We start from the raw sequence: 16,596 nt of genomic DNA, 5'->3' as shown, positions 1-16,596 counted from the left end.
ATCACTCACCCCCTTTGCGCAGGCTGGCGGCATCGGTGGCCGGGGTTTTGCTGTTATTCATTGCGTCATTGATAATCATTGCCGCAACCCCTGCTTGCCCTGTATCCATCACTCTGACATGCTCAAGTGTTACCGACATAGCGTTCTTCACCGCTGCATTCTCAGCCGCCAGCGCGTCACGCTCTGCTTTGAGGGCATCAATTTTTTCCATCAGGTCAATGGGTGCGACATCTTCGGCATCCTCGCCGAATCCCAACGCTTTACGAACGGCTTGAGATTCGCACATCCGCTGGTCAGCCTGTCCGGCACTCATGGAGTAGCGAGCCAGTTGCGCCGCCAGCGCGTCACGCTCCGCCTTAAGTTCAGCATTCTGCCGTAACAGGCTAAGGATGACGTTTGGCATACTCGATTCATGGTAAGCCGTCATAGCTTCTGACAGCGCTTGCAGTTGGCTGCCTGACATTGACGTGCCCGCCGAACTCAACGCCTCTTCAAATGCCTTTGCTGCCGCTTCCAGTTTGCTGAATCCCGGCACAACCGCTTTTCCTACGATGTGGCAATCCCCAACCGGGGCAGGCTGTTTGTCTGTCATGATGAGTCCTTACGTGATTAACCCTGACGGACAGCGCCGCCAAAGCCCCTGATTGGGTTTGTGTAGTCGAGATAGATATCAGTGTTAGCAGGCTGCTCTTTGGTGAACGCCCGCTTGTCTTTATCGAGAATATGCTCTGGGCATAGCGGGTAGAACGCCGCTTCCTTGTTGAGCGCGTTGAGCCTCATCCTGTTGAGGCGCTCATGCTGCAATCCCTGCCTGGCGCACTCCACGGCTTCGAGCGCACCAGCAACAATAAGAGCATCCCTTTCTTTGATTCGGCGGAGCTTGTCCAGGTATTTTGGACGCAGCTCAACCGGCAGGTTGTCGTAGACATCCTGCTCGTGGCTGGTGAGCATGTGGGGTTACCTGTGAAGGTTAGAAGGGGGTGAAGCCCGGGTCATCGTCCTGACCGAAGTGATAGCCATTGTCGGCATGGCTGACGCCTTTCTTGCGCTCATCCTTGTCTTTCAGCGTCGCAACCATCCGGCTGACTGTTTCTGCATTCTTACCTTCAGCCTTCTCCAGAAGCGTCTGGTGAGTTTGAGCAATGAAAGGCAGGCGGATATCAAACTTGTAGGTGTCGCTGCCATCCTGCTTGCTGGAGAGGACTTTTTGCAGCACCAGGCCAATCTTCTTCCCTGCGAACTCCGGGGCAACATACTGACCAGCGGATTGCATGTGGCTGGTCAACTGATTAACACCGGCACAACCCATCATGGCGTGAATAATGTTTGCACCAAACTTGTTCTCAGTGCCGTCTTTCTTTGTTACCCAGACGCTCAGGTATTGAATCTTGCGCCCATCCTCTGCTTCACCAGAGAACTCGATAGAGCGGGCGCCGCTGTCGGCCTGCTTCAGCGCCGCTTCGGTGATGGTCAGCACATACGCACCGGTTTCATTGATAAAGCCGCCCTGGCCGGCGGTCAGAGCTGCTTCATGGTTATAGGTAAAGATAGGGGTGCTCATGCGGCATTTTCCTTGAGGTTGTGAACATTGGATAAGCCCCAGTAGTCGCAGATGGTTGCATCTACGATTGCCAGGTCATTGTCGATTTCGTTGGTTTCAAACATGCCCATCGGTGATTTCACCGTATCGGCACCATTGTTTTTGGTGGTGAAGAAGAACTGGTCATCTCGGGTGAGGGTGCGCAGAACGATAGTGAACATCCCTTCCACTGTGATTTTCTCGTCCAGCATCTTGCCGATTGTCTTCATCTTGACGCGTCCCATCTGCGTCTCTTCCGTGTGGGACATGAAGTAAACCCGCAGGTCATCAGGCGCGTCCTGTGCGGCCTTAATCACCTCCCAAGCGTGCCGGCCAATCTCTGTGAACTTGTCGAACGACTTCTCTTCAGAGCGGCGCATAAACTCGTTACTCATCACGTACTGGAAGTCATCGATGACCACAATGCGTTTGCCGTACCCGCTCGCTGCCTGAATCACCTTTTTGATAACATCCCAGCTATCAGTAGTGACGACCGTTCCCTGCTTTGCCTTCACGTCCCACGGCTTCCAATCCCTGGATTTGAAAGGCAACGGCTTCCCTACCGGCTTAACCAGAATCACTTCCTGCGGGTCGAGGTTCCGCAGGCTGGTAGACTTACCAGTGCCGGACTCACCGAGGATTAAAGTTGCTGTGCCCATGAAGCACCTCCCATCATCATTTCCTGCCGTTCCGTGCGGTAATCTGCCGCCGCTTCTTGGTGCGCCAGCTCATCTGTCATTGGCTCATCAGCCAGCACGTCTTTCATCAGTGCGATGAAAGCGTCATCACTCCATTCATTCATGCTGCATGCTCCTGTGGTGCGGTAACGCTGTAACCCTGGCCTGCAAGCCACTCAACCACCTCTGTGATATCGAGCTGGCTCAGAATCTCGCGGTCATCTGACTGGCCGTACAAAGCCACGTCTGCGGCCTCTACTTTGAATTCACCCAGGCGGACCCCGGGGCGAACGCGCACGTCCCGGCATTCAAATTTCAGGTTCATAACAACCCCTTGCTTTGGCAGAACTCGCGAGCCATCAACTGATAGCCAGCGGCGTTGTTTGGATATTCACGACTGCTCCCGCTTATCGTGATAATGAGAAGCTGACCGGCGATGGTGAACTTCATGGATGCCCCCGATGATTGAACGAATGAGCCAGCTTTCTGGCTGCAAGCTTCAGGCGGATAACGATGCGGTCGAGCTGAGATTCCGATGGGCAACCCATGCCGGGCCACCCTGCAATAGCGTGTTGCATGGGCTTGTTCCTTTTGAGTGTTTACATAACGGAGCCGACTCGAATGAATCAGCTTTGGTATGGGCATAAAAAAGCCCGCAGCGAGGCGGGCAAGGGCGGCACAATGTTAGAGAGACTCATCGAGCCGACTCAGTGAATCAGCTCTGCGGTGTCACTCGGTAGGGGCGGGATATGCACACCATTCTTTTACTTTCACATCTTCATGCTCTAAACCTGCAATCTGGAAAACCCACTGCCAGTCACCAGTTGGCACCTGTCCGGCGCTATACCATAGTGAGCGCCAGGCAATCAGAACTCCTTCACCATTCAGGTCATTAACCAGCACTTGCTGATTAGCTTCTGGTAGCGATTCGCTGCATTTAATCCATTTCATCTCACTCTCCTGTTAGCAGGCATAAAAAAGCCGCCTCATTGGGCGGCTATATGTACACAGGCCAGAACACCTTTCGTGTCTCCAGCTCATTGAACCTCAGCTCCTTGCTGCACTTAGCCTTCCACTGGCGACCGTATAATCCCTTGTCGAACGCCTGACGCTGTACGGAGTTGAACTGTGTTGTTCTCATGGTTACCTCTCTCAAATTAACGGGATGCTTTTGCCGCGCATCTTCTGACGAGCGTTAACCTGCTGCCCCAAAGGATTGCGCACCTTCATGTGCTCACGGCGCTGCTTCTCTTCGCGCTTCTGAGCGATTGGCTCATGATGACTGATAGCCTTCTGTAGCTGCCGGCCGTACCCCTCAGTGCTAGATACTGCTTTCACTACACGTTCAATCGGCTTTCTGACCGCCTGAGTAGTAACCCTTGGCTTCGACCCCAGGGTTGCACATTTGATACTTTCAGTGCTTTCACGCTCTGCTGCACGACGTGCTCTGCGGCGATTCTTGGCATTGTCAGAGGCCAAGAGAGTGATAACTACAGTCATGTGTACCTCCGGTAATTGGCTTAGGTGATGTGGTCAGGGTTACCATCCCTATGCTTTTGGCTGTCCTTTGCTATTCAGCTGCCGGCATTCACCACATCCCAAAGCCAACTTCACTTTGAGCCACACTCTCGCAGTGGCCGCGCTCATGCCCTTGAGATACTGTCGCAATCTGCCGCTAATAACCGGTGTGCGTCTGGCGTTCGCACTGCTTTACCGGAGCTACTTTTGATTAGAAACCTTGACCCGGCGCTAAGCAGGCTCACCAATGGTGACTCAGGGCAGCATCACTACTGCTGCATTGCCTTTCGGCTGCGGTCTAACCCGCATGAACGCTACATATAGCCTCCTGTTGAGTTAAATCGTTCCCCGCATTACTGCGGAGACAAACCCCATCAATGTTAAAGAGCGCCACCGTCCTGGTGTGTACTGCGTCCTGCTGATGGAGCTAAATTTAAGACAACTTAAATCTATGGTCAAGCGGGATTTTAAAGAAAACTTAAATTATTTGGCGTGATTTAAGAAAGTGGCTGGATTTTCGAGGAATCTTTTAAGCGGGGAGAATAAAAAACCCGCGCAGTGGCGGGTTGATTTTGTGATCAGGATCTTCTTTTTCGGTATCTGCGGTGCTCAACCATTGTTCCTACGATGCGGATTGGAACCTGGTCAGAGCGGAGGGTGGGGTAGTCTTCATTAAGAGGCACCAACTCATATACGTCCGCGCCATCGATAACTCCGCGTGGTCGATACTTTTTAAAGAGGGCTTCTTCCTCTCCATTTTTCGCCACAACAAAGTCGCCAGGTAGAGGAGCGATGTCTGGATCAATCACAACGGCATCTCCCTCCCGGAAGTCAGGTTCCATGGAGTCGCCCTTGATAATGAGGGTGAAGGCTGAATCAGATAAGTCCATATTTGTATGCAAAAACTCTATATCACCCTCTATAGAGCGAATGGTGCATTCGGCTGTCCAGTATCCAGCTTGTACATAACTGATGATAGGAACTGCGCGAAAGTCTATAGACGCTGGGGCGACGTTGCTGGCCGAGCCATCTCCGTTATTAAGGTATGAGGCATCGCACCCCAGCGCTTGCGATAGCCGTAGCAAGTTATCACCCCGTGGTGCGGTGTCATCTTTCTCCCACTGAGAGATAGCGACATGAGATACACCAACTCTGGATGCTAAATCCTTTTGAGTCAACTTAAGCTCTTTGCGTCTCGCACGGATGCGATCGCCGACTGTTTGCATTTTCATGGTTAAGAGATCTTAAATCTTATTGACTTAAGTTTCCTTTAGAATGATAATTTAAGTGTTCTTTAATTTCGGAGCGAGTCTATGTACAAGAAAGATGTAATCGACCACTTCGGAACTCAGCGCGCGGTAGCCAGAGCGTTAGGCTTGACCGACGCAGCTGTATCTCAGTGGAAGGAAATTATTCCTGAGAAAGATGCTTACCGACTGGAAGTCTTCACCGCTGGCGTTCTGAAGTACCAGGGCCAAATTTACCGCCCAGCTGCATAAGCAGCACTGCTCTTTGTCAATCTGAACCGCTCCCGCCGAAATGCTGGAGCACCATCGTGGAATCCTTAACCGGTTTACCACTTAATCAACTACTTATTCAATACGGAAAGTATCTCAAATGGAAAACGCAACAACACGCAAATCGAGCACCGTCGTATTTATCGGTCGTCATCTCCTGGCTACCGCGCATCAGGCGCTATCGAATACACGTCAAACCGTGGTTGCAAAGCTGCTTAACGTAGCGGATTCAACAGTCCTTCGCAGAACCGAAAAATTCCCAGAACTCATGGAAACTCTCGCCGCAAGTGGCGTAGAGGATTTTGTCATGCGTGGAGAAAAGAAAATATCTCTGGAGGAATACCGCTGGCTCATGTCAACGGCGATGAACTTCGCAAAGTTGCAGTTGGAGATAACCAAAGAAAAAGCGCCGAGCTGCGCTAACAGCTTCGACGCTTAGTAATGCATTGAAACTTGCTCATTTCAACGAGGTAATTATATGCGAAAACGCAGAATATTCAAAGCACAAGAAGAGTGGCGACACCAAGATTCACCAGACGGGCTGGTTGTTGCAGCAGCTAACAACAAGGCGTTCGCAGAGCGTCTCATTGGCGTTTACAGGCTGGCTAAGGCGGGGGTGAAGAATGGGCGTCGTTAAGTTATCAGATTACCAGAGGCCGTCTGTAGAGGCCGTGGAGCGTAGAGTGGCGCAGCTTGAAGATGGGTTCACTCGCTTAGCTAACGAACTGCTCGATGCAACGATGGCTTCTGGGCTGAGCGAAACTGAACTCTGTATCGTCATTGCCGTTTGGCGGAAGACATACGGCTTCAGCAAGAAGATGGACTGGATCAGCAATGAGCAGTTGGAGGAGATGATAGGCAAGCATCACACTCACTGTTCAACGGCTAAGAACCTGCTTATCAGGAAGAAAGTCTTGCTTCAAGAAGGCCGGAAAATCGGCATGAATACCAACGTTTCTGAGTGGGAAACCAAGAATAACGGATTCTGCAAAACATTAGCTAAACCTGCTAAGAAAACCTTAGCAGAAGTCGCTAACGAACCTTCGCAGAAGTTGCTAACCACAAAAGACAATATACAAAAGAAAAAAGAAAACACCCCCAACCCCCTCACGGGTGTTGGCGCTCAGCAGGTCAAACCTGAAAGACGAAAACCCACCCGCATCGACTACGGAGCCTGCATGAGCGCCTACAACGAAATCGTCGGTGACAAGCTCCCCCACGCTGTAGAGCTGAGCGATGAGCGCAAGCGCAAGATGAAAACCCTCGTTACCTCCCTGGCTACGCCAACCGCTGAAGGCTTCCGTGCTTACGTGAACGCCTTCATGCAGCAGGCGAGGCCGTTCCATTTCGGAGACAACGACCGGGAATGGGTAGCAACGCTCGATTATCTGCTGCAACGCAAGACACTGACCAAAGTACGTGAGGGAACACTCTGATGATTAACACCGACATTGAGGCCAGCGTAATCGGCGGCCTGCTGATTAGCGGTTACACCCCAGATGCAAGCGACGTTCTGGCTACCCTGGACGAAGAGGATTTCTCGGTCCACTTCTATCGGGAGACCTACCGTGAAATCAAGCGGCAGGCCAAGCAGCGAAGCCTGATAGACAGCCTGATGGTCGCTGAGGCGATGGGCGATGAGCACTTTGCGAATGTCATGACGACTATGCGCTCCTGTCCCAGCGCAGCCAACCTGAAAGGGTACGCCCGGGTTGTTGCTGATAACGCGAAGATCCGCAAATTCACCGCTCTCCTTGAGCAAGGCCAGCAAGCTGTAACCACCTGCAAAAATCATGAGATGGCCATGAACGCCATCGCTGACTTCATGGCATCCCTGAGCGACATTGAGCGCCCGGGCGATGAGGTGAGGCCGATGCACATCCAGACGGTGCTCGAAGGCTACGGTGAGCTGCTGGATAAGCGAGTTCGTCAGGGCGAAGACTCCGATACCCTGAAGACTGGTATTCCCGAGCTGGACGCTATCACCGGCGGCATCAACCCCGTCGACCTGGTGATTGTGGCTGCTCGCCCCGGGATGGGTAAGACAGAGTTTGCGCTTACCGTTGCTCAGGGCGTAGCAAACCAGAAGCTGCCGGGTGCTGACCAGAGGCGCGGGGTACTGATGTTCAGCATGGAGATGGATGCCAACCAGATTGTCGAACGTCAGGTGGCCGGTGCCGGGAACTTGCCGGTTTCAGCGCTAAGGAATCCGGCACAGATGGGCGATGAAGAATGGGCGAGGGTATCGCACGGCATCGGCCAGTTGATGAATCTGGATGTCTGGATTGTTGACGCCAGCAAGATGAGCGTTGAGCAAATCAGAGCCATCGCGGAACGGCATAAGCGTAACCACCCGGCACTGTCGCTGATCATGGTCGATTACCTTGGCCTCATCGACAAACCGAAGGCTGACCGTAATGACCTTGCTATCGCGCATATCTCCGGCAGCCTCAAGCGTATGGCGAAAGACCTGAAGACGCCTGTCATGTCGCTGAGCCAACTCTCACGTGACGTAGAGAAGCGCCCCAAAGGCCAGAAGCGCCCAACCAATGCCGACTTGCGCGACTCCGGCAGCATCGAGCAGGACGCCGACAGCATCATCATGCTGTACCGGGAAGCGGTTTATGACGAAGAGTCACCTGCCGCACGGTACGCAGAAATCATCGTCACCAAAAACCGATTCGGCCAGCTTGGCACCGTGTTCCAGGAGTTCAAGAACGGTCACTTCAAACCAACTGACCAGGCTGAGGCAGAGAGCATTTGTCGTGGCCGACAGAACGATGACCAACCTCAAGGGCGTCGCTATACGAGAGGGGCAAACGTATGAGCCAGCCGGGAAAAAACATAAGCGGGGAGGACAATATGGCAAACAACGATGAACAGGAAAGGGAGCGGTTTGAAGCTTGGTGGGACGCTGAATACAAGCATCTTGAGTCTTCAAAATATACCGACGCTGTACCGCACATCAAGTATGGCTTTTGGCAGGCATGGCTAGCCCGCAGCAAGCAGGGGGACTAACTATGTTGCATTATCACGGCGGCCCCATAACCCCGGACACCTGCGCCATAAAAGCTTGGAAAGGTCGTCATGCTTTCATCTCCTTTGCCCACGCCAGTCAAATCAACCTCGCCGCTGAGTTCTGCCAGTCTTTCGCCGTAGACAATGGCGCATTCACTGCATGGAAAGCAACTGGCCGAAACAAAATCGACTGGAAGGATTATTACGAATTCGTGGCGCGATGGAAAAACCATCCAGGTTTCGATTTCGCAATCATCCCGGACGTTATCGACGGCGGCGAGTCAGAGAACGAAGCATTGCTGGATGAATGGCCGCATGGCGAGTTTTATGGCGTACCCGTATGGCATATGAACGAAAGCGATGAGCGGTTTATCCGCCTCTGCAATGAATTTCCTCGAGTGGCTATTGGCAGCTGTGGAGAGTACGACGTTAAGCGGCCAAACCTAGCTGTGGCGAGAATGAAAGACCTGATCCGCCACGTCACTGATGATTACGGGCAGCCGATTGCCAAACTTCACGGCCTACGGATGCTTAATCCTCTGATATTCACAAAGCTTCCATTGGCTAGTGCTGACAGCACTAACGTTGCCCGAAACATCGGCATCGACAAGGCGTGGTCAGGAGCATACGCGCCAGCATCAAAAGAGACGCGAGCGGCGCTGATGGTCGAGCGGATCGAGTCACATAACAGTCCAGGGTCGTTGCATTACTGTGAGCAGCGAGACCGATTCAACATGCAACTGCAACTGGCAGTCTAGGAGAACTGATGCCTTACATCCTCGCCATTATCGGTGCACCCATTACGGGTTATGGGATGGCTGCCGATGACCCTCTACAAATCATCATTGGAACCATGTGGTTATGCACTGCCTGCATCATCATGGCTATCCGGAAACACGGAGAGAAGCAATGACAGCCGACGTCATCCCACTGCGTCCCTACCGCCAACTCACAGAGGCTCAGCAGTACATCAACCAGGCCCTGAAGTTGGTGCGTGAAGGCGGGCATCAACAGCACACGTTAGACCTGCTGCTCAGCAAAGCCCACAACCTGGTACTCGACTACGTGGAGACAAACGAAGGGAGGTAACCGTGCAGGACTTTTGCCTACACAAAACAACCCTGGGTCAATTCACTAAGCAAATTTTCGAACTCGTCTCTTCCGGCAAACGCTGGCGCATCAAAATCACCGAATGGCGCGACCAACGCAGCATCCCTCAGAACTCCTTACAGCACATGTGGTACGCAGAGCTAAGCGCTTATCTCATTAAGCGTGGCAAAGCCTTTGCGTCTCCAGAGTGGGTGAAGGATGCGATGAAACACACCTATCTCGGTTATGAGCAGCGGGAGATGGTCGATGTGATTACCGGTGAGAAGACCCTTATCCAGACGCTACGCCACACAGCAGACCTCGACACTGCCGACATGCACCACTACCTCACACAGGTTGAGGGCTGGGCGCTCAATGTCGGATGCAGGCTGACTGTGCCGGCCGATAGCGAATACAGCCAACTCAAACAAAAGCAGGTCGCATGAACGTAACAATCCAGACCATCCCTGAGCTGCTGATACAGACTCGCGGGAATATCACTGAGGTAGCCCGGATGATTAATACCCATCGCACCACAGTGAAGAAGTATCACAAAGACACAAAGCCCGAGCGTCACGCCATCATCAACGGCGTGCTGATGGTAAATCAGGGCAATCGAGGTGCTCACAATAAGGCGAAGCCATGCAAATAAGCCTGACCCAGCGAGCCCTTGATAACCTGATTTTCATCCCCCCAAAGCGTTCCCGCAGTAACCCCAAGCCAAAACCTTCAACCTCAGAAATCAGAACCTATGACCCCGTTTGGCCGCTCATGGCTAAGCGCTGGCTGCGTGTAAGGAGCAGGAAGTGAACTACAGCGAAATGTCGGACTACGAAATTAACAAAGCGGTCGCCGTCGCTCTGGGCGCGAAGATGGTCAACGCCTACTCCGTGAAGGATGTCCGGGAGTCGATTCAGTACGACCTGAACGGCACCACGCTTCTGGTGACCCGTGGATTCGGTGATGGGCCCAACCGGTTCGACCCGTGCAACTCATGGACTGATGCCGGCCTGATTATCCGGGAGAGTAGAATCAGCGTTGAAACCCATGCCAGCCAATTACCTCGCGCAGTCATGGAAGCTTTCCTGGCAATGCAGGAGGCCGGTTATGCAAAAGCAGCCTGAACCAGTGTGCGCCCACTGCGGCCTGAAACTGGAAGCTGACGAAACCTACTGCTGCCAGAACTGCGCTGACTGGTTTGAGATGACCGACCCCAACTATGCAGTAGGGGAGGATGACGATGGCTAAAGGCACCAAGCCGCCGAAAGCCCGAACCTGCCCGATATGCTCCACTGAATACACCCCTCGCTCTACCACTCAGAAAGTCTGCCACTCCTACAAATGCGCTATCGAATTCACCCGCCTCAAGGGAGAAGAGAAAGCCGCGCGTGAAGCCCGTAAGCAACACCGGGAGGAGCGAAAAGAGTGGAACAAGCGCAAAGCCGATGTGAAGCCGTTAAGCCACTGGATGAACATGACCCAGCGCGTATTCAACGACTACATTCGGGCAAGGGATGAGGGGCAGGGCTGCATCAGCTGCGGCAGCACAACGGCAGTCAGCTATCACGCTGGTCATTTTCGGACGACAGCGGCAGCATCACAACTCAGGTTTAACGAAGATAACTGCAATTTGCAGTGTGCAGCCTGCAATACCCACCACTCCGGAAACATCGGGCCATACCGCATCAACCTGATAGCGAAAATTGGCCTCCAGCGCGTTATAGCGCTCGAATCTGACAGCGACCCTCACCGATACATCCGCGAAGAACTCGACACACTCAGAGCGCGTTACAGAAAGAAATTGCGTGAACTCATAAAACATCGACAGGAGGCAGCATGATTAACGTTGTCAGCTTTTCCGGTGGGCGCACATCTGCATTTTTAGTTAGAACGATGCTGGAGCTGGATCCAGAGACGCAATTCATCTTTATGGATACCGGCGCAGAGCATCCTAAAACTTACGATTTCATCCGTGAGGTTGTTCAGAACTGGCAGATTAACCTGACATGCCTGCGACTTGTCCCGAATAACGAGCTGGGCAGAGCAAACAGCTATGAGGTCGTCGACGTTGCAGATATCCAGCATGACATGACCCCTTGGGTGCGCATGATGAAAAAATACGGACTCCCGTACGTAACTGGCCCGTTCTGCACAGACAGAATGAAGCTTGGTCCCTTTCAAAAGTACTGCAATGAAAAATTCGGTAAAGGCAATTACACCACCTGGCTAGGCATGAGAGCAGATGAACCTGCTCGTATCTGGGGGCAAGAGATTTTATCAGTGCTTCGTCGAATGAAAATGGATGACTTTGAAATCCGCAGCCTCTATCAGGAACTGAGCGAGAAAGGGAATCAGCAACTGATGGTTGAGCATCTCAGTGATCGATACCTTCTGGATACAGTAAATGCCCGCCGCATCAGTGACCGCATCATGAAAATGAGAAGCCTTAACCAAAGGTTTTTGGCAGAGGTGAGTGATTTCGATAAGGAAGACATTCTGAATTGGTGGGCGAAACAACCGTTCAACCTGCAGCTCGAGGAACACCTAGGTAACTGCGTTTTCTGCATTAAGAAGAGCCTCAGCAAAATAGCGCTGGCCATGCGTGATGCACCAGAGCTTCTCGCTCAGTTCAATGCTGCTATCCGTTCTGAAGAGGTCAGAGAGCTAAGCAACCGCCAGTCTGCAATATCCAGCATGTACCGCAATTCTCATTCACTCGAAACCATCGAATCACTGTTTAGCCATATGAGCCGAGAAGATATAGCCACAACCATCAAAGGCAATAAAGCCTATGACACAGGCTCCTGCTCAGAAAGCTGTGAGGCCTTTATCGCAGACAGTACACAGATGGACTTATTTAATCAGGAGGAAGCAGCATGAAGAGCGAAGCACTCGCACAACTCGCCCAGGTAATGCGTAAATCAGACCTGAAGAAGCGCTACCTCAAACCAGTGAAGTTAATCACCCCGCTGCAATCCGCCTGGGTACGGTGCATCCTCGATGTATGGGGCAGCAAATACGGTGGCAATGAAGGGCCGGCAGGGGCATCAAGCGTAATTGGCAGACTGATGATCCGCCAGAGCTGGAACGACAGGGAGAGCGAGAGAATCATGGAGGTGGTTAATAACCTGCATAAGCAAGGTTACACCGGCAACGAGCTATTTCTGAAAGCACAGCAGTTAATCAACCCGCAGAACTCAATCAGCAATCTTCTCGACCGCGCCAACGAACAAGAAGATGCCGACTATGTGGAAGCCATTATTTGCAGACTGTTCGAACCGGCTAACCCGATTCGACATGTAGCCATTAAATACTACTGTGATCGCAAATGCTCGCAAGACATTGCTATGGAGTTATCCAAGCTGACGGGGATTGATGCTCAGTCAGCATGGCGAAGAATTAAATGGTGCAGGGAGCTTCTGGAGGCCAGTGTCTTTAACGCGATAATGGAAGAACGTGAGGCGATCAGGATGAATTTTGCGGCGTAAAACGGATAAAATGAAAATAAATTGATTTGGCGAAATGAAACTGCTACATTCCTGCTATGCTCGTGACAAAAGTCGTTGAGCAACAGAATTTAAGCCCTGAGTTAATAGCTCGGGGCTTTTTGCATTTCTGCGCAACAGACAAGCTGCCTGACGTGTTATCGCTTAGCGATGTACTCGTGTTGTGAAACAGACAGCTTTACGTTGCGGCGAATATTATAAACAAAAATGTTCATCTTCCTGTTGACGGTATAAACAAAAATGTTTATATTTATCTCAACTTAAACAGACAGGAGGAGAAGTGAAGCAAAGCGAGTTCAGACGTTGGCTTGCTGGTCAGGGAGCGGAGTTTAAAGATGGAACAAACCATCTAAAAATCTTCCTCAACGGCAAGCAGACGATAATGCCGAGGCATCCGGGGAAAGAGATACCGGAGCCGCTGAGAAAAGTGATTCTCAAGCAACTCGGATTGAAATAAAAACCAGCCCCTCGGGGCTGGTACTCGCGGAGATTCACTTAATCATTTATGCGATATCCAGTAACGTTCGACTGTGATGAAACGGGATGTGCGGTGCTGTTCCCCGACATCCCAGAAGCAATGACCGGTGGTGATACCAGAGAAGAAGCGCTATCAATGGCGCAAGACGCTCTGGTAACGGCGTTTGACTTCTACTTTGAAGACCGGCGGGAGATCCCAGCCCCCTCAACAGAGGGTGAAGCATTTGTTGAAGTGCCGGCCAGCGTCGCTGCGAAGGTGCTTCTGCTGAACACGTTGGTTCAACAGGGTGTGTCTAATGCGGAGTTAGCCAGGCTGATTGATACGCGCCCGCAGGAAGTTCAGCGCATTGTATCGCTGAGTCATAGCACTAAAATCGACACAATACAGAAAGCGCTCCTGGCGCTAGGTAAGCGGCTGGAAATAACTGCTGCCTGACTTCATTCCCTTCTTCAAAGGCTGCCTACGGGCGGCCTTTTTCGTTTCAGCGCAACAGGTAAGGGCATTGCGACGCATTGCGGGGATGGTTTGAAAGATTATCCATAGACCCGGCAAACAGCAGTGCTCTTTCCGTTGTGGTGAATTTGCAGGTTGATGCAACTCTATGGTCAAAGACTGAGCCGGAGATCAGCGCCGGCCATCACAACCGTAGTGGGCGGGCGTTAACCGCCTGACAAAGGAACTCTGGCGTAGATGGTTCGCGCGGATGCCTGAAGAGCATTAGGAGATGGTTCGATTCCATCGGGTTCCACCAATTTCAAAAGGTCGCCATAGAGCGGCCTTTTTTCTTTTTCAGCGCTCAGTGGATTTCCCCGAATCGTGTGCCTTTGCTGAAGCGCTCTTTTATTTCTTTCAACAGCAATAGTGCCGGTCTTGCCGGGATTGCCGGAGACGGCCATGCAAAACACACTCACATCACTCCTGTATCTGATCAGCGAGGTCAGGCATGGAGAATAGCTTAATCACAAGTATCAGCGCTCTGCTGCTAGGCGGCGGGGCGGTGGCAATTTTCTGGAAGCCCTTAATTGCGGGCATCGCTTCAATCGTTACCACCAACAGGGCGGGTGGAGAGATTATCTCCAGCTACAAAGAGCAGGTTGTTTTGCTGAAAGAGAGCAATGAGCTGCTCCGAAAGGAAAACGACGACCTCCGCGACAGACACGATAAAAACATTCGTCGCATCTCCACCCTGGAGACAGACCTCCGGCTGATCAAGAACGCCCTGGGCATCCTGTTGGCGATGTCAGAAGCGAGCAATTCAGGTAACGACCGATTCAGGAATGAAGTCACTCGGCTGATCGCCACTCTGGAGGACGACAGCGATGCACCTACCCAATAGCGAGATACCCAAGGCACACAAGCGCATGTTCTTTGTGGGCAGGGTGTTGCTTGGCCTATGCGTATTATCAATCGTCATGACGATTATCTTCGCCTACCTCAACAGCAAAACCAATGAGCGAGTAGAGGCCATCAGACAGTACTACAGCATCACCGCAGAACGCCGTGATGAAAAGGTTGAGCAACTGAGTAATCAGGTGGCCGACCTTCAGAAGAAACTCGATTCCCTGCCAGACCGCACAGCCAATAAGACCGCTGACAAGGTGAAGCAGGTAGTCAAAGAGGATGAAGGGAAATGACGAAAGACGACATTTTTAACGAAATCCTCGGCAAGGAAGGGGGTTACGTAAACAACCCCAACGACAAAGGAGGCGCGACCAACTGGGGAATCACTGAAGCGGTTGCCCGGGCGCATGGCTACACCGGCGACATGAAGAACCTGTCACGACAGCAGGCGCTGAGCATTCTTGAGGCTGATTACTGGACTGGTCCACGGTTCGATCAGGTCAATGCGCTGTCACCGCAGATTGCGGCAGAGCTTTGCGACACCGGCGTAAACATGGGGCCGGCAGTAGCGGCTAAGTTTCTCCAACGATGCCTGAATGTATTCAATCAGCAGGCGACGCTGTACCCGGACATTGTGGCAGACGGCCAGATTGGCCCACGCACCATCACTGCTTTGCGGGCGTTCATTACAGCCCGTAGTCATGAGGGTGTCACCGTGATGCTCAAGGCACTGAACAGCCTTCAGGGCGCCCGGTATATCGAGCTTGCAGAAGGCAGGGCGGCTAACGAGACGTTTGTTTATGGCTGGATTCAGCAGAGGGTAGAGCTATGACATTCCTCATCTGGCTCCTGATTGTCCTGGCGATAATTATCGGCGTTCTTCTCATCCGCAAATACACCAATCTGGAGTTTGTGGCTCATGCCAAGCTGCTATTCAAAGCGTGGTCAGTGTGGCTGGGGAGTGCTGGCGCAGCGTTAAGTGCCGCAATGCAGCTCATCCCTGATGCCGCACTCACCGGCTGGAACATGCTGCCGCCAGACATTAAGTCGTTCTTGCCCCCAAATTACCTGAGCATCATCGGTTCATTCCTGATGGTGATGGCTGTCTTAGCACAGTTCATCCGTCAGCGGAAGCTACTCAACCAGAAACAGCAACTGGACGCGCAACCATGACAGCACTCCTCTCCGGATGGTGGTCAGAGATTCTTGCCGGTCTCGCCGTTGTGGTTGCGCTGGTTGCGAGTTACTTCGGTGGCAAGAAGATTGGCACCACACAGACGCAGGCTAAAGCTGACGTAACCGCGGCTAAGGTCGAGTCTGCTCAGGTATCAGCTGTTGCTGAAAAGCAGAAAGAAAATGCACAGGTGGCTAAAGATGCTCAAACGACTAACGCTGCTCTCAGTGATGCTGCTAGCCGCAACAAGCTGCACTCCTCACGCTACAACTCAGACGACTAGCCCCACGGTTACCGTTGATTCCAGTTGCACACTCTTCAGCCCTATCTACACCCACGGCAAAGACTCAGAGCTAATGGATATCCGCACCGTCCGGGCTATCAACGCCCACAACGATTTATACGACCGCCTTTGCGGAGAAAAGAAATGAACCCGCTCAAATGGCTACTCACCAAAGAGACAAAGGAACCTACCGTGACTGACACGATCACCACCGATACAGCAACAGCCCCTGTTGCTGACACCGTAACCACTACTGAAACGCCTGTTGTTGAATCCACTCCAGTGGCTGAAGTAAAGACCGGCGTTAAAGACTTTGAAGCTGCATTCAGCTTCGTAGAGCAGGGCGTTGCCCAACTGGGTGCTGCTGCGAAAGACGAGCTAAAGGCACTGGCTCAGAAGTACCTGTAAATAAACTT

General features: G+C 52.2%; 33 protein-coding genes, 1 tRNA gene and 1 pseudogene. 24 read left to right on the top strand and 11 right to left on the bottom strand.

The genetic code is table 11. The annotated features are described in order from the left end of the window. Positions 1-28 precede the first annotated feature (28 nt). The 11 genes and pseudogenes from CYR55_RS23945 to CYR55_RS05585 all read right to left on the bottom strand — a co-directional run. A pseudogene (locus CYR55_RS23945) lies at positions 29-286 on the bottom strand (hypothetical protein); the annotation flags it as partial. Positions 287-609: 323 nt separating this feature from the next. Continuing rightward, positions 610-951 (bottom strand): hypothetical protein, encoded by a 342-nt coding sequence (locus CYR55_RS05620; protein ID WP_101815170.1) that lies wholly within the window; start codon positions 949-951, stop codon positions 610-612. Positions 952-970: 19 nt separating this feature from the next. Beyond that, positions 971-1,561: a DUF669 domain-containing protein gene (locus tag CYR55_RS05615; protein WP_101815169.1), complete on the bottom strand. Its 591-nt coding sequence runs from the start codon at positions 1,559-1,561 to the stop codon at positions 971-973. Continuing rightward, a complete protein-coding gene (locus CYR55_RS05610; protein ID WP_101815168.1) occupies positions 1,558-2,238 on the bottom strand; it encodes an ATP-binding protein in 681 nt (226 codons plus the stop codon). Before CYR55_RS05610 ends, CYR55_RS05615 begins: the two co-directional genes overlap by 4 nt. After that, positions 2,220-2,381, bottom strand: coding sequence for a hypothetical protein (locus tag CYR55_RS23510; RefSeq protein WP_165699531.1), 162 nt, complete (start codon positions 2,379-2,381; stop codon positions 2,220-2,222). The genes CYR55_RS05610 and CYR55_RS23510 overlap by 19 nt, the downstream gene beginning before the upstream one ends. Next, positions 2,378-2,581, bottom strand: coding sequence for a thioredoxin reductase (locus tag CYR55_RS05605; protein ID WP_101815167.1), 204 nt, complete (start codon positions 2,579-2,581; stop codon positions 2,378-2,380). Before CYR55_RS05605 ends, CYR55_RS23510 begins: the two co-directional genes overlap by 4 nt. After that, a complete protein-coding gene (locus CYR55_RS24110) occupies positions 2,578-2,706 on the bottom strand; it encodes a hypothetical protein (RefSeq protein ID WP_276515043.1) in 129 nt (42 codons plus the stop codon). Before CYR55_RS24110 ends, CYR55_RS05605 begins: the two co-directional genes overlap by 4 nt. Beyond that, the gene (locus tag CYR55_RS05600) at positions 2,703-2,804 is read right to left on the bottom strand and encodes a protease FtsH-inhibitory lysogeny factor CIII (RefSeq protein ID WP_241522096.1); all 102 of its coding nucleotides are present in this window, start codon (positions 2,802-2,804) and stop codon (positions 2,703-2,705) included. Before CYR55_RS05600 ends, CYR55_RS24110 begins: the two co-directional genes overlap by 4 nt. A gap of 181 nt (positions 2,805-2,985) precedes the next feature. Further along, the gene (locus CYR55_RS05595; protein ID WP_101815165.1) at positions 2,986-3,207 is read right to left on the bottom strand and encodes a DUF551 domain-containing protein; all 222 of its coding nucleotides are present in this window, start codon (positions 3,205-3,207) and stop codon (positions 2,986-2,988) included. Positions 3,208-3,408: 201 nt separating this feature from the next. Next, positions 3,409-3,756: a hypothetical protein gene (locus tag CYR55_RS05590; RefSeq protein ID WP_101815164.1), complete on the bottom strand. Its 348-nt coding sequence runs from the start codon at positions 3,754-3,756 to the stop codon at positions 3,409-3,411. Positions 3,757-4,352: 596 nt separating this feature from the next. Then, the gene (locus CYR55_RS05585; RefSeq protein WP_101815163.1) at positions 4,353-5,006 is read right to left on the bottom strand and encodes a LexA family protein; all 654 of its coding nucleotides are present in this window, start codon (positions 5,004-5,006) and stop codon (positions 4,353-4,355) included. 81 nt (positions 5,007-5,087) lie between these two features. On the opposite strand from CYR55_RS05585, the gene CYR55_RS05580 reads away from it, so the two are divergent. The 24 genes from CYR55_RS05580 (at position 5,088) to CYR55_RS05465 (ending at position 16,588) form a co-directional block, all read left to right on the top strand. Beyond that, positions 5,088-5,273 (top strand): Cro/CI family transcriptional regulator, encoded by a 186-nt coding sequence (locus tag CYR55_RS05580; RefSeq protein WP_101815162.1) that lies wholly within the window; start codon positions 5,088-5,090, stop codon positions 5,271-5,273. Positions 5,274-5,391: 118 nt separating this feature from the next. Beyond that, a complete protein-coding gene (locus tag CYR55_RS05575; RefSeq protein WP_101815161.1) occupies positions 5,392-5,730 on the top strand; it encodes a hypothetical protein in 339 nt (112 codons plus the stop codon). A 184-nt stretch (positions 5,731-5,914) separates the two neighbouring features. Then, on the top strand, positions 5,915-6,727 hold the full coding sequence (locus CYR55_RS05570; RefSeq protein ID WP_101815160.1) for a replication protein: 813 nt from the start codon (positions 5,915-5,917) through the stop codon (positions 6,725-6,727). A 2-nt stretch (positions 6,728-6,729) separates the two neighbouring features. Further along, the gene (locus CYR55_RS05565; protein ID WP_101815301.1) at positions 6,730-8,118 is read left to right on the top strand and encodes a replicative DNA helicase; all 1,389 of its coding nucleotides are present in this window, start codon (positions 6,730-6,732) and stop codon (positions 8,116-8,118) included. Positions 8,119-8,153: 35 nt separating this feature from the next. Continuing rightward, positions 8,154-8,309 carry a hypothetical protein gene (locus CYR55_RS23505; protein ID WP_165699530.1) on the top strand — a complete coding sequence of 52 codons (156 nt, stop codon included), beginning with the start codon at positions 8,154-8,156 and terminating at the stop codon, positions 8,307-8,309. 2 nt (positions 8,310-8,311) lie between these two features. Then, complete coding sequence (locus tag CYR55_RS05555; RefSeq protein WP_101815158.1) at positions 8,312-9,067, top strand: hypothetical protein; 756 nt, start codon at positions 8,312-8,314, stop codon at positions 9,065-9,067. A 151-nt stretch (positions 9,068-9,218) separates the two neighbouring features. After that, entirely contained in the window at positions 9,219-9,398 is a 180-nt protein-coding gene (locus CYR55_RS05550) for a hypothetical protein (RefSeq protein WP_101815157.1), read from the top strand. A 2-nt stretch (positions 9,399-9,400) separates the two neighbouring features. Then, positions 9,401-9,844, top strand: a complete 444-nt coding sequence (locus CYR55_RS05545) for a YbcN family protein (protein ID WP_101815156.1) — start codon at positions 9,401-9,403, stop codon at positions 9,842-9,844. Then, the gene (locus CYR55_RS05540) at positions 9,841-10,050 is read left to right on the top strand and encodes a protein ninH (RefSeq protein WP_101815155.1); all 210 of its coding nucleotides are present in this window, start codon (positions 9,841-9,843) and stop codon (positions 10,048-10,050) included. The genes CYR55_RS05545 and CYR55_RS05540 overlap by 4 nt, the downstream gene beginning before the upstream one ends. Further along, the gene (locus CYR55_RS05535) at positions 10,041-10,208 is read left to right on the top strand and encodes a NinE family protein (RefSeq protein ID WP_101815154.1); all 168 of its coding nucleotides are present in this window, start codon (positions 10,041-10,043) and stop codon (positions 10,206-10,208) included. Before CYR55_RS05540 ends, CYR55_RS05535 begins: the two co-directional genes overlap by 10 nt. Further along, complete coding sequence (locus tag CYR55_RS05530) at positions 10,205-10,522, top strand: phage protein NinX family protein (RefSeq protein ID WP_101815153.1); 318 nt, start codon at positions 10,205-10,207, stop codon at positions 10,520-10,522. Before CYR55_RS05535 ends, CYR55_RS05530 begins: the two co-directional genes overlap by 4 nt. Beyond that, complete coding sequence (locus tag CYR55_RS05525) at positions 10,506-10,646, top strand: protein NinF (RefSeq protein ID WP_165699529.1); 141 nt, start codon at positions 10,506-10,508, stop codon at positions 10,644-10,646. The genes CYR55_RS05530 and CYR55_RS05525 overlap by 17 nt, the downstream gene beginning before the upstream one ends. Continuing rightward, positions 10,639-11,238, top strand: coding sequence for a recombination protein NinG (locus CYR55_RS05520; RefSeq protein ID WP_101815151.1), 600 nt, complete (start codon positions 10,639-10,641; stop codon positions 11,236-11,238). Before CYR55_RS05525 ends, CYR55_RS05520 begins: the two co-directional genes overlap by 8 nt. Beyond that, the gene (locus tag CYR55_RS23835; RefSeq protein ID WP_206604030.1) at positions 11,235-12,278 is read left to right on the top strand and encodes a phosphoadenosine phosphosulfate reductase domain-containing protein; all 1,044 of its coding nucleotides are present in this window, start codon (positions 11,235-11,237) and stop codon (positions 12,276-12,278) included. The genes CYR55_RS05520 and CYR55_RS23835 overlap by 4 nt, the downstream gene beginning before the upstream one ends. Continuing rightward, on the top strand, positions 12,275-12,886 hold the full coding sequence (locus tag CYR55_RS05510; protein ID WP_101815150.1) for a hypothetical protein: 612 nt from the start codon (positions 12,275-12,277) through the stop codon (positions 12,884-12,886). The genes CYR55_RS23835 and CYR55_RS05510 overlap by 4 nt, the downstream gene beginning before the upstream one ends. A gap of 298 nt (positions 12,887-13,184) precedes the next feature. Beyond that, the gene (locus tag CYR55_RS05505) at positions 13,185-13,361 is read left to right on the top strand and encodes a type II toxin-antitoxin system HicA family toxin (protein WP_101815149.1); all 177 of its coding nucleotides are present in this window, start codon (positions 13,185-13,187) and stop codon (positions 13,359-13,361) included. Positions 13,362-13,409: 48 nt separating this feature from the next. Continuing rightward, a complete protein-coding gene (locus CYR55_RS05500) occupies positions 13,410-13,817 on the top strand; it encodes a type II toxin-antitoxin system HicB family antitoxin (protein WP_101815148.1) in 408 nt (135 codons plus the stop codon). Positions 13,818-14,057: 240 nt separating this feature from the next. Then, positions 14,058-14,133 (top strand) — tRNA-Phe (locus CYR55_RS05495). 192 nt (positions 14,134-14,325) lie between these two features. Next, entirely contained in the window at positions 14,326-14,718 is a 393-nt protein-coding gene (locus CYR55_RS05490; protein WP_101815147.1) for a hypothetical protein, read from the top strand. Positions 14,719-14,794: 76 nt separating this feature from the next. After that, positions 14,795-15,016, top strand: a complete 222-nt coding sequence (locus tag CYR55_RS05485; RefSeq protein WP_241522088.1) for a hypothetical protein — start codon at positions 14,795-14,797, stop codon at positions 15,014-15,016. Next, the gene (locus CYR55_RS05480; RefSeq protein ID WP_101815145.1) at positions 15,013-15,555 is read left to right on the top strand and encodes a glycoside hydrolase family 108 protein; all 543 of its coding nucleotides are present in this window, start codon (positions 15,013-15,015) and stop codon (positions 15,553-15,555) included. Before CYR55_RS05485 ends, CYR55_RS05480 begins: the two co-directional genes overlap by 4 nt. After that, positions 15,552-15,896 (top strand): DUF7940 domain-containing protein, encoded by a 345-nt coding sequence (locus CYR55_RS05475; RefSeq protein ID WP_101815144.1) that lies wholly within the window; start codon positions 15,552-15,554, stop codon positions 15,894-15,896. The genes CYR55_RS05480 and CYR55_RS05475 overlap by 4 nt, the downstream gene beginning before the upstream one ends. Next, positions 15,893-16,180 carry a hypothetical protein gene (locus CYR55_RS05470; protein WP_101815143.1) on the top strand — a complete coding sequence of 96 codons (288 nt, stop codon included), beginning with the start codon at positions 15,893-15,895 and terminating at the stop codon, positions 16,178-16,180. Before CYR55_RS05475 ends, CYR55_RS05470 begins: the two co-directional genes overlap by 4 nt. A 144-nt stretch (positions 16,181-16,324) precedes the next feature. After that, positions 16,325-16,588 (top strand): hypothetical protein, encoded by a 264-nt coding sequence (locus CYR55_RS05465; protein WP_101815142.1) that lies wholly within the window; start codon positions 16,325-16,327, stop codon positions 16,586-16,588. Positions 16,589-16,596: the final 8 nt, after the last annotated feature.

The sequence above is a fragment of the Chimaeribacter californicus genome (assembly GCF_002858675.1).
Taxonomy (GTDB): domain Bacteria; phylum Pseudomonadota; class Gammaproteobacteria; order Enterobacterales; family Enterobacteriaceae; genus Chimaeribacter; species Chimaeribacter californicus.
The sequence above is the reverse complement of the archived record's forward strand: the minus strand, read 5'-3'. Positions and strand labels throughout refer to the sequence as shown.

What these genes read in the sequence shown, in the direction of transcription:
- CYR55_RS05620 (WP_101815170.1), bottom strand. Translation starts at nt 951, where the DNA reads ATGCTCACCAGCCACGAGCAGGATGTCTACGACAACCTGCCGGTTGAG.
- CYR55_RS05615 (WP_101815169.1), bottom strand. Translation starts at nt 1,561, where the DNA reads ATGAGCACCCCTATCTTTACCTATAACCATGAAGCAGCTCTGACCGCC.
- CYR55_RS05610 (WP_101815168.1), bottom strand. Translation starts at nt 2,238, where the DNA reads ATGGGCACAGCAACTTTAATCCTCGGTGAGTCCGGCACTGGTAAGTCT.
- CYR55_RS23510 (WP_165699531.1), bottom strand. Translation starts at nt 2,381, where the DNA reads ATGAATGAATGGAGTGATGACGCTTTCATCGCACTGATGAAAGACGTG.
- CYR55_RS05605 (WP_101815167.1), bottom strand. Translation starts at nt 2,581, where the DNA reads ATGAACCTGAAATTTGAATGCCGGGACGTGCGCGTTCGCCCCGGGGTC.
- CYR55_RS24110 (WP_276515043.1), bottom strand. Translation starts at nt 2,706, where the DNA reads ATGAAGTTCACCATCGCCGGTCAGCTTCTCATTATCACGATAAGCGGG.
- CYR55_RS05600 (WP_241522096.1), bottom strand. Translation starts at nt 2,804, where the DNA reads ATGGGTTGCCCATCGGAATCTCAGCTCGACCGCATCGTTATCCGCCTG.
- CYR55_RS05595 (WP_101815165.1), bottom strand. Translation starts at nt 3,207, where the DNA reads ATGAAATGGATTAAATGCAGCGAATCGCTACCAGAAGCTAATCAGCAA.
- CYR55_RS05590 (WP_101815164.1), bottom strand. Translation starts at nt 3,756, where the DNA reads ATGACTGTAGTTATCACTCTCTTGGCCTCTGACAATGCCAAGAATCGC.
- CYR55_RS05585 (WP_101815163.1), bottom strand. Translation starts at nt 5,006, where the DNA reads ATGAAAATGCAAACAGTCGGCGATCGCATCCGTGCGAGACGCAAAGAG.
- CYR55_RS05580 (WP_101815162.1), top strand. Translation starts at nt 5,088, where the DNA reads ATGTACAAGAAAGATGTAATCGACCACTTCGGAACTCAGCGCGCGGTA.
- CYR55_RS05575 (WP_101815161.1), top strand. Translation starts at nt 5,392, where the DNA reads ATGGAAAACGCAACAACACGCAAATCGAGCACCGTCGTATTTATCGGT.
- CYR55_RS05570 (WP_101815160.1), top strand. Translation starts at nt 5,915, where the DNA reads ATGGGCGTCGTTAAGTTATCAGATTACCAGAGGCCGTCTGTAGAGGCC.
- CYR55_RS23505 (WP_165699530.1), top strand. Translation starts at nt 8,154, where the DNA reads ATGGCAAACAACGATGAACAGGAAAGGGAGCGGTTTGAAGCTTGGTGG.
- CYR55_RS05555 (WP_101815158.1), top strand. Translation starts at nt 8,312, where the DNA reads ATGTTGCATTATCACGGCGGCCCCATAACCCCGGACACCTGCGCCATA.
- CYR55_RS05550 (WP_101815157.1), top strand. Translation starts at nt 9,219, where the DNA reads ATGACAGCCGACGTCATCCCACTGCGTCCCTACCGCCAACTCACAGAG.
- CYR55_RS05540 (WP_101815155.1), top strand. Translation starts at nt 9,841, where the DNA reads ATGAACGTAACAATCCAGACCATCCCTGAGCTGCTGATACAGACTCGC.
- CYR55_RS05535 (WP_101815154.1), top strand. Translation starts at nt 10,041, where the DNA reads ATGCAAATAAGCCTGACCCAGCGAGCCCTTGATAACCTGATTTTCATC.
- CYR55_RS05525 (WP_165699529.1), top strand. Translation starts at nt 10,506, where the DNA reads ATGCAAAAGCAGCCTGAACCAGTGTGCGCCCACTGCGGCCTGAAACTG.
- CYR55_RS05520 (WP_101815151.1), top strand. Translation starts at nt 10,639, where the DNA reads ATGGCTAAAGGCACCAAGCCGCCGAAAGCCCGAACCTGCCCGATATGC.
- CYR55_RS23835 (WP_206604030.1), top strand. Translation starts at nt 11,235, where the DNA reads ATGATTAACGTTGTCAGCTTTTCCGGTGGGCGCACATCTGCATTTTTA.
- CYR55_RS05510 (WP_101815150.1), top strand. Translation starts at nt 12,275, where the DNA reads ATGAAGAGCGAAGCACTCGCACAACTCGCCCAGGTAATGCGTAAATCA.
- CYR55_RS05500 (WP_101815148.1), top strand. Translation starts at nt 13,410, where the DNA reads ATGCGATATCCAGTAACGTTCGACTGTGATGAAACGGGATGTGCGGTG.
- CYR55_RS05490 (WP_101815147.1), top strand. Translation starts at nt 14,326, where the DNA reads ATGGAGAATAGCTTAATCACAAGTATCAGCGCTCTGCTGCTAGGCGGC.
- CYR55_RS05485 (WP_241522088.1), top strand. Translation starts at nt 14,795, where the DNA reads ATGACGATTATCTTCGCCTACCTCAACAGCAAAACCAATGAGCGAGTA.
- CYR55_RS05480 (WP_101815145.1), top strand. Translation starts at nt 15,013, where the DNA reads ATGACGAAAGACGACATTTTTAACGAAATCCTCGGCAAGGAAGGGGGT.
- CYR55_RS05475 (WP_101815144.1), top strand. Translation starts at nt 15,552, where the DNA reads ATGACATTCCTCATCTGGCTCCTGATTGTCCTGGCGATAATTATCGGC.
- CYR55_RS05470 (WP_101815143.1), top strand. Translation starts at nt 15,893, where the DNA reads ATGACAGCACTCCTCTCCGGATGGTGGTCAGAGATTCTTGCCGGTCTC.
- CYR55_RS05465 (WP_101815142.1), top strand. Translation starts at nt 16,325, where the DNA reads ATGAACCCGCTCAAATGGCTACTCACCAAAGAGACAAAGGAACCTACC.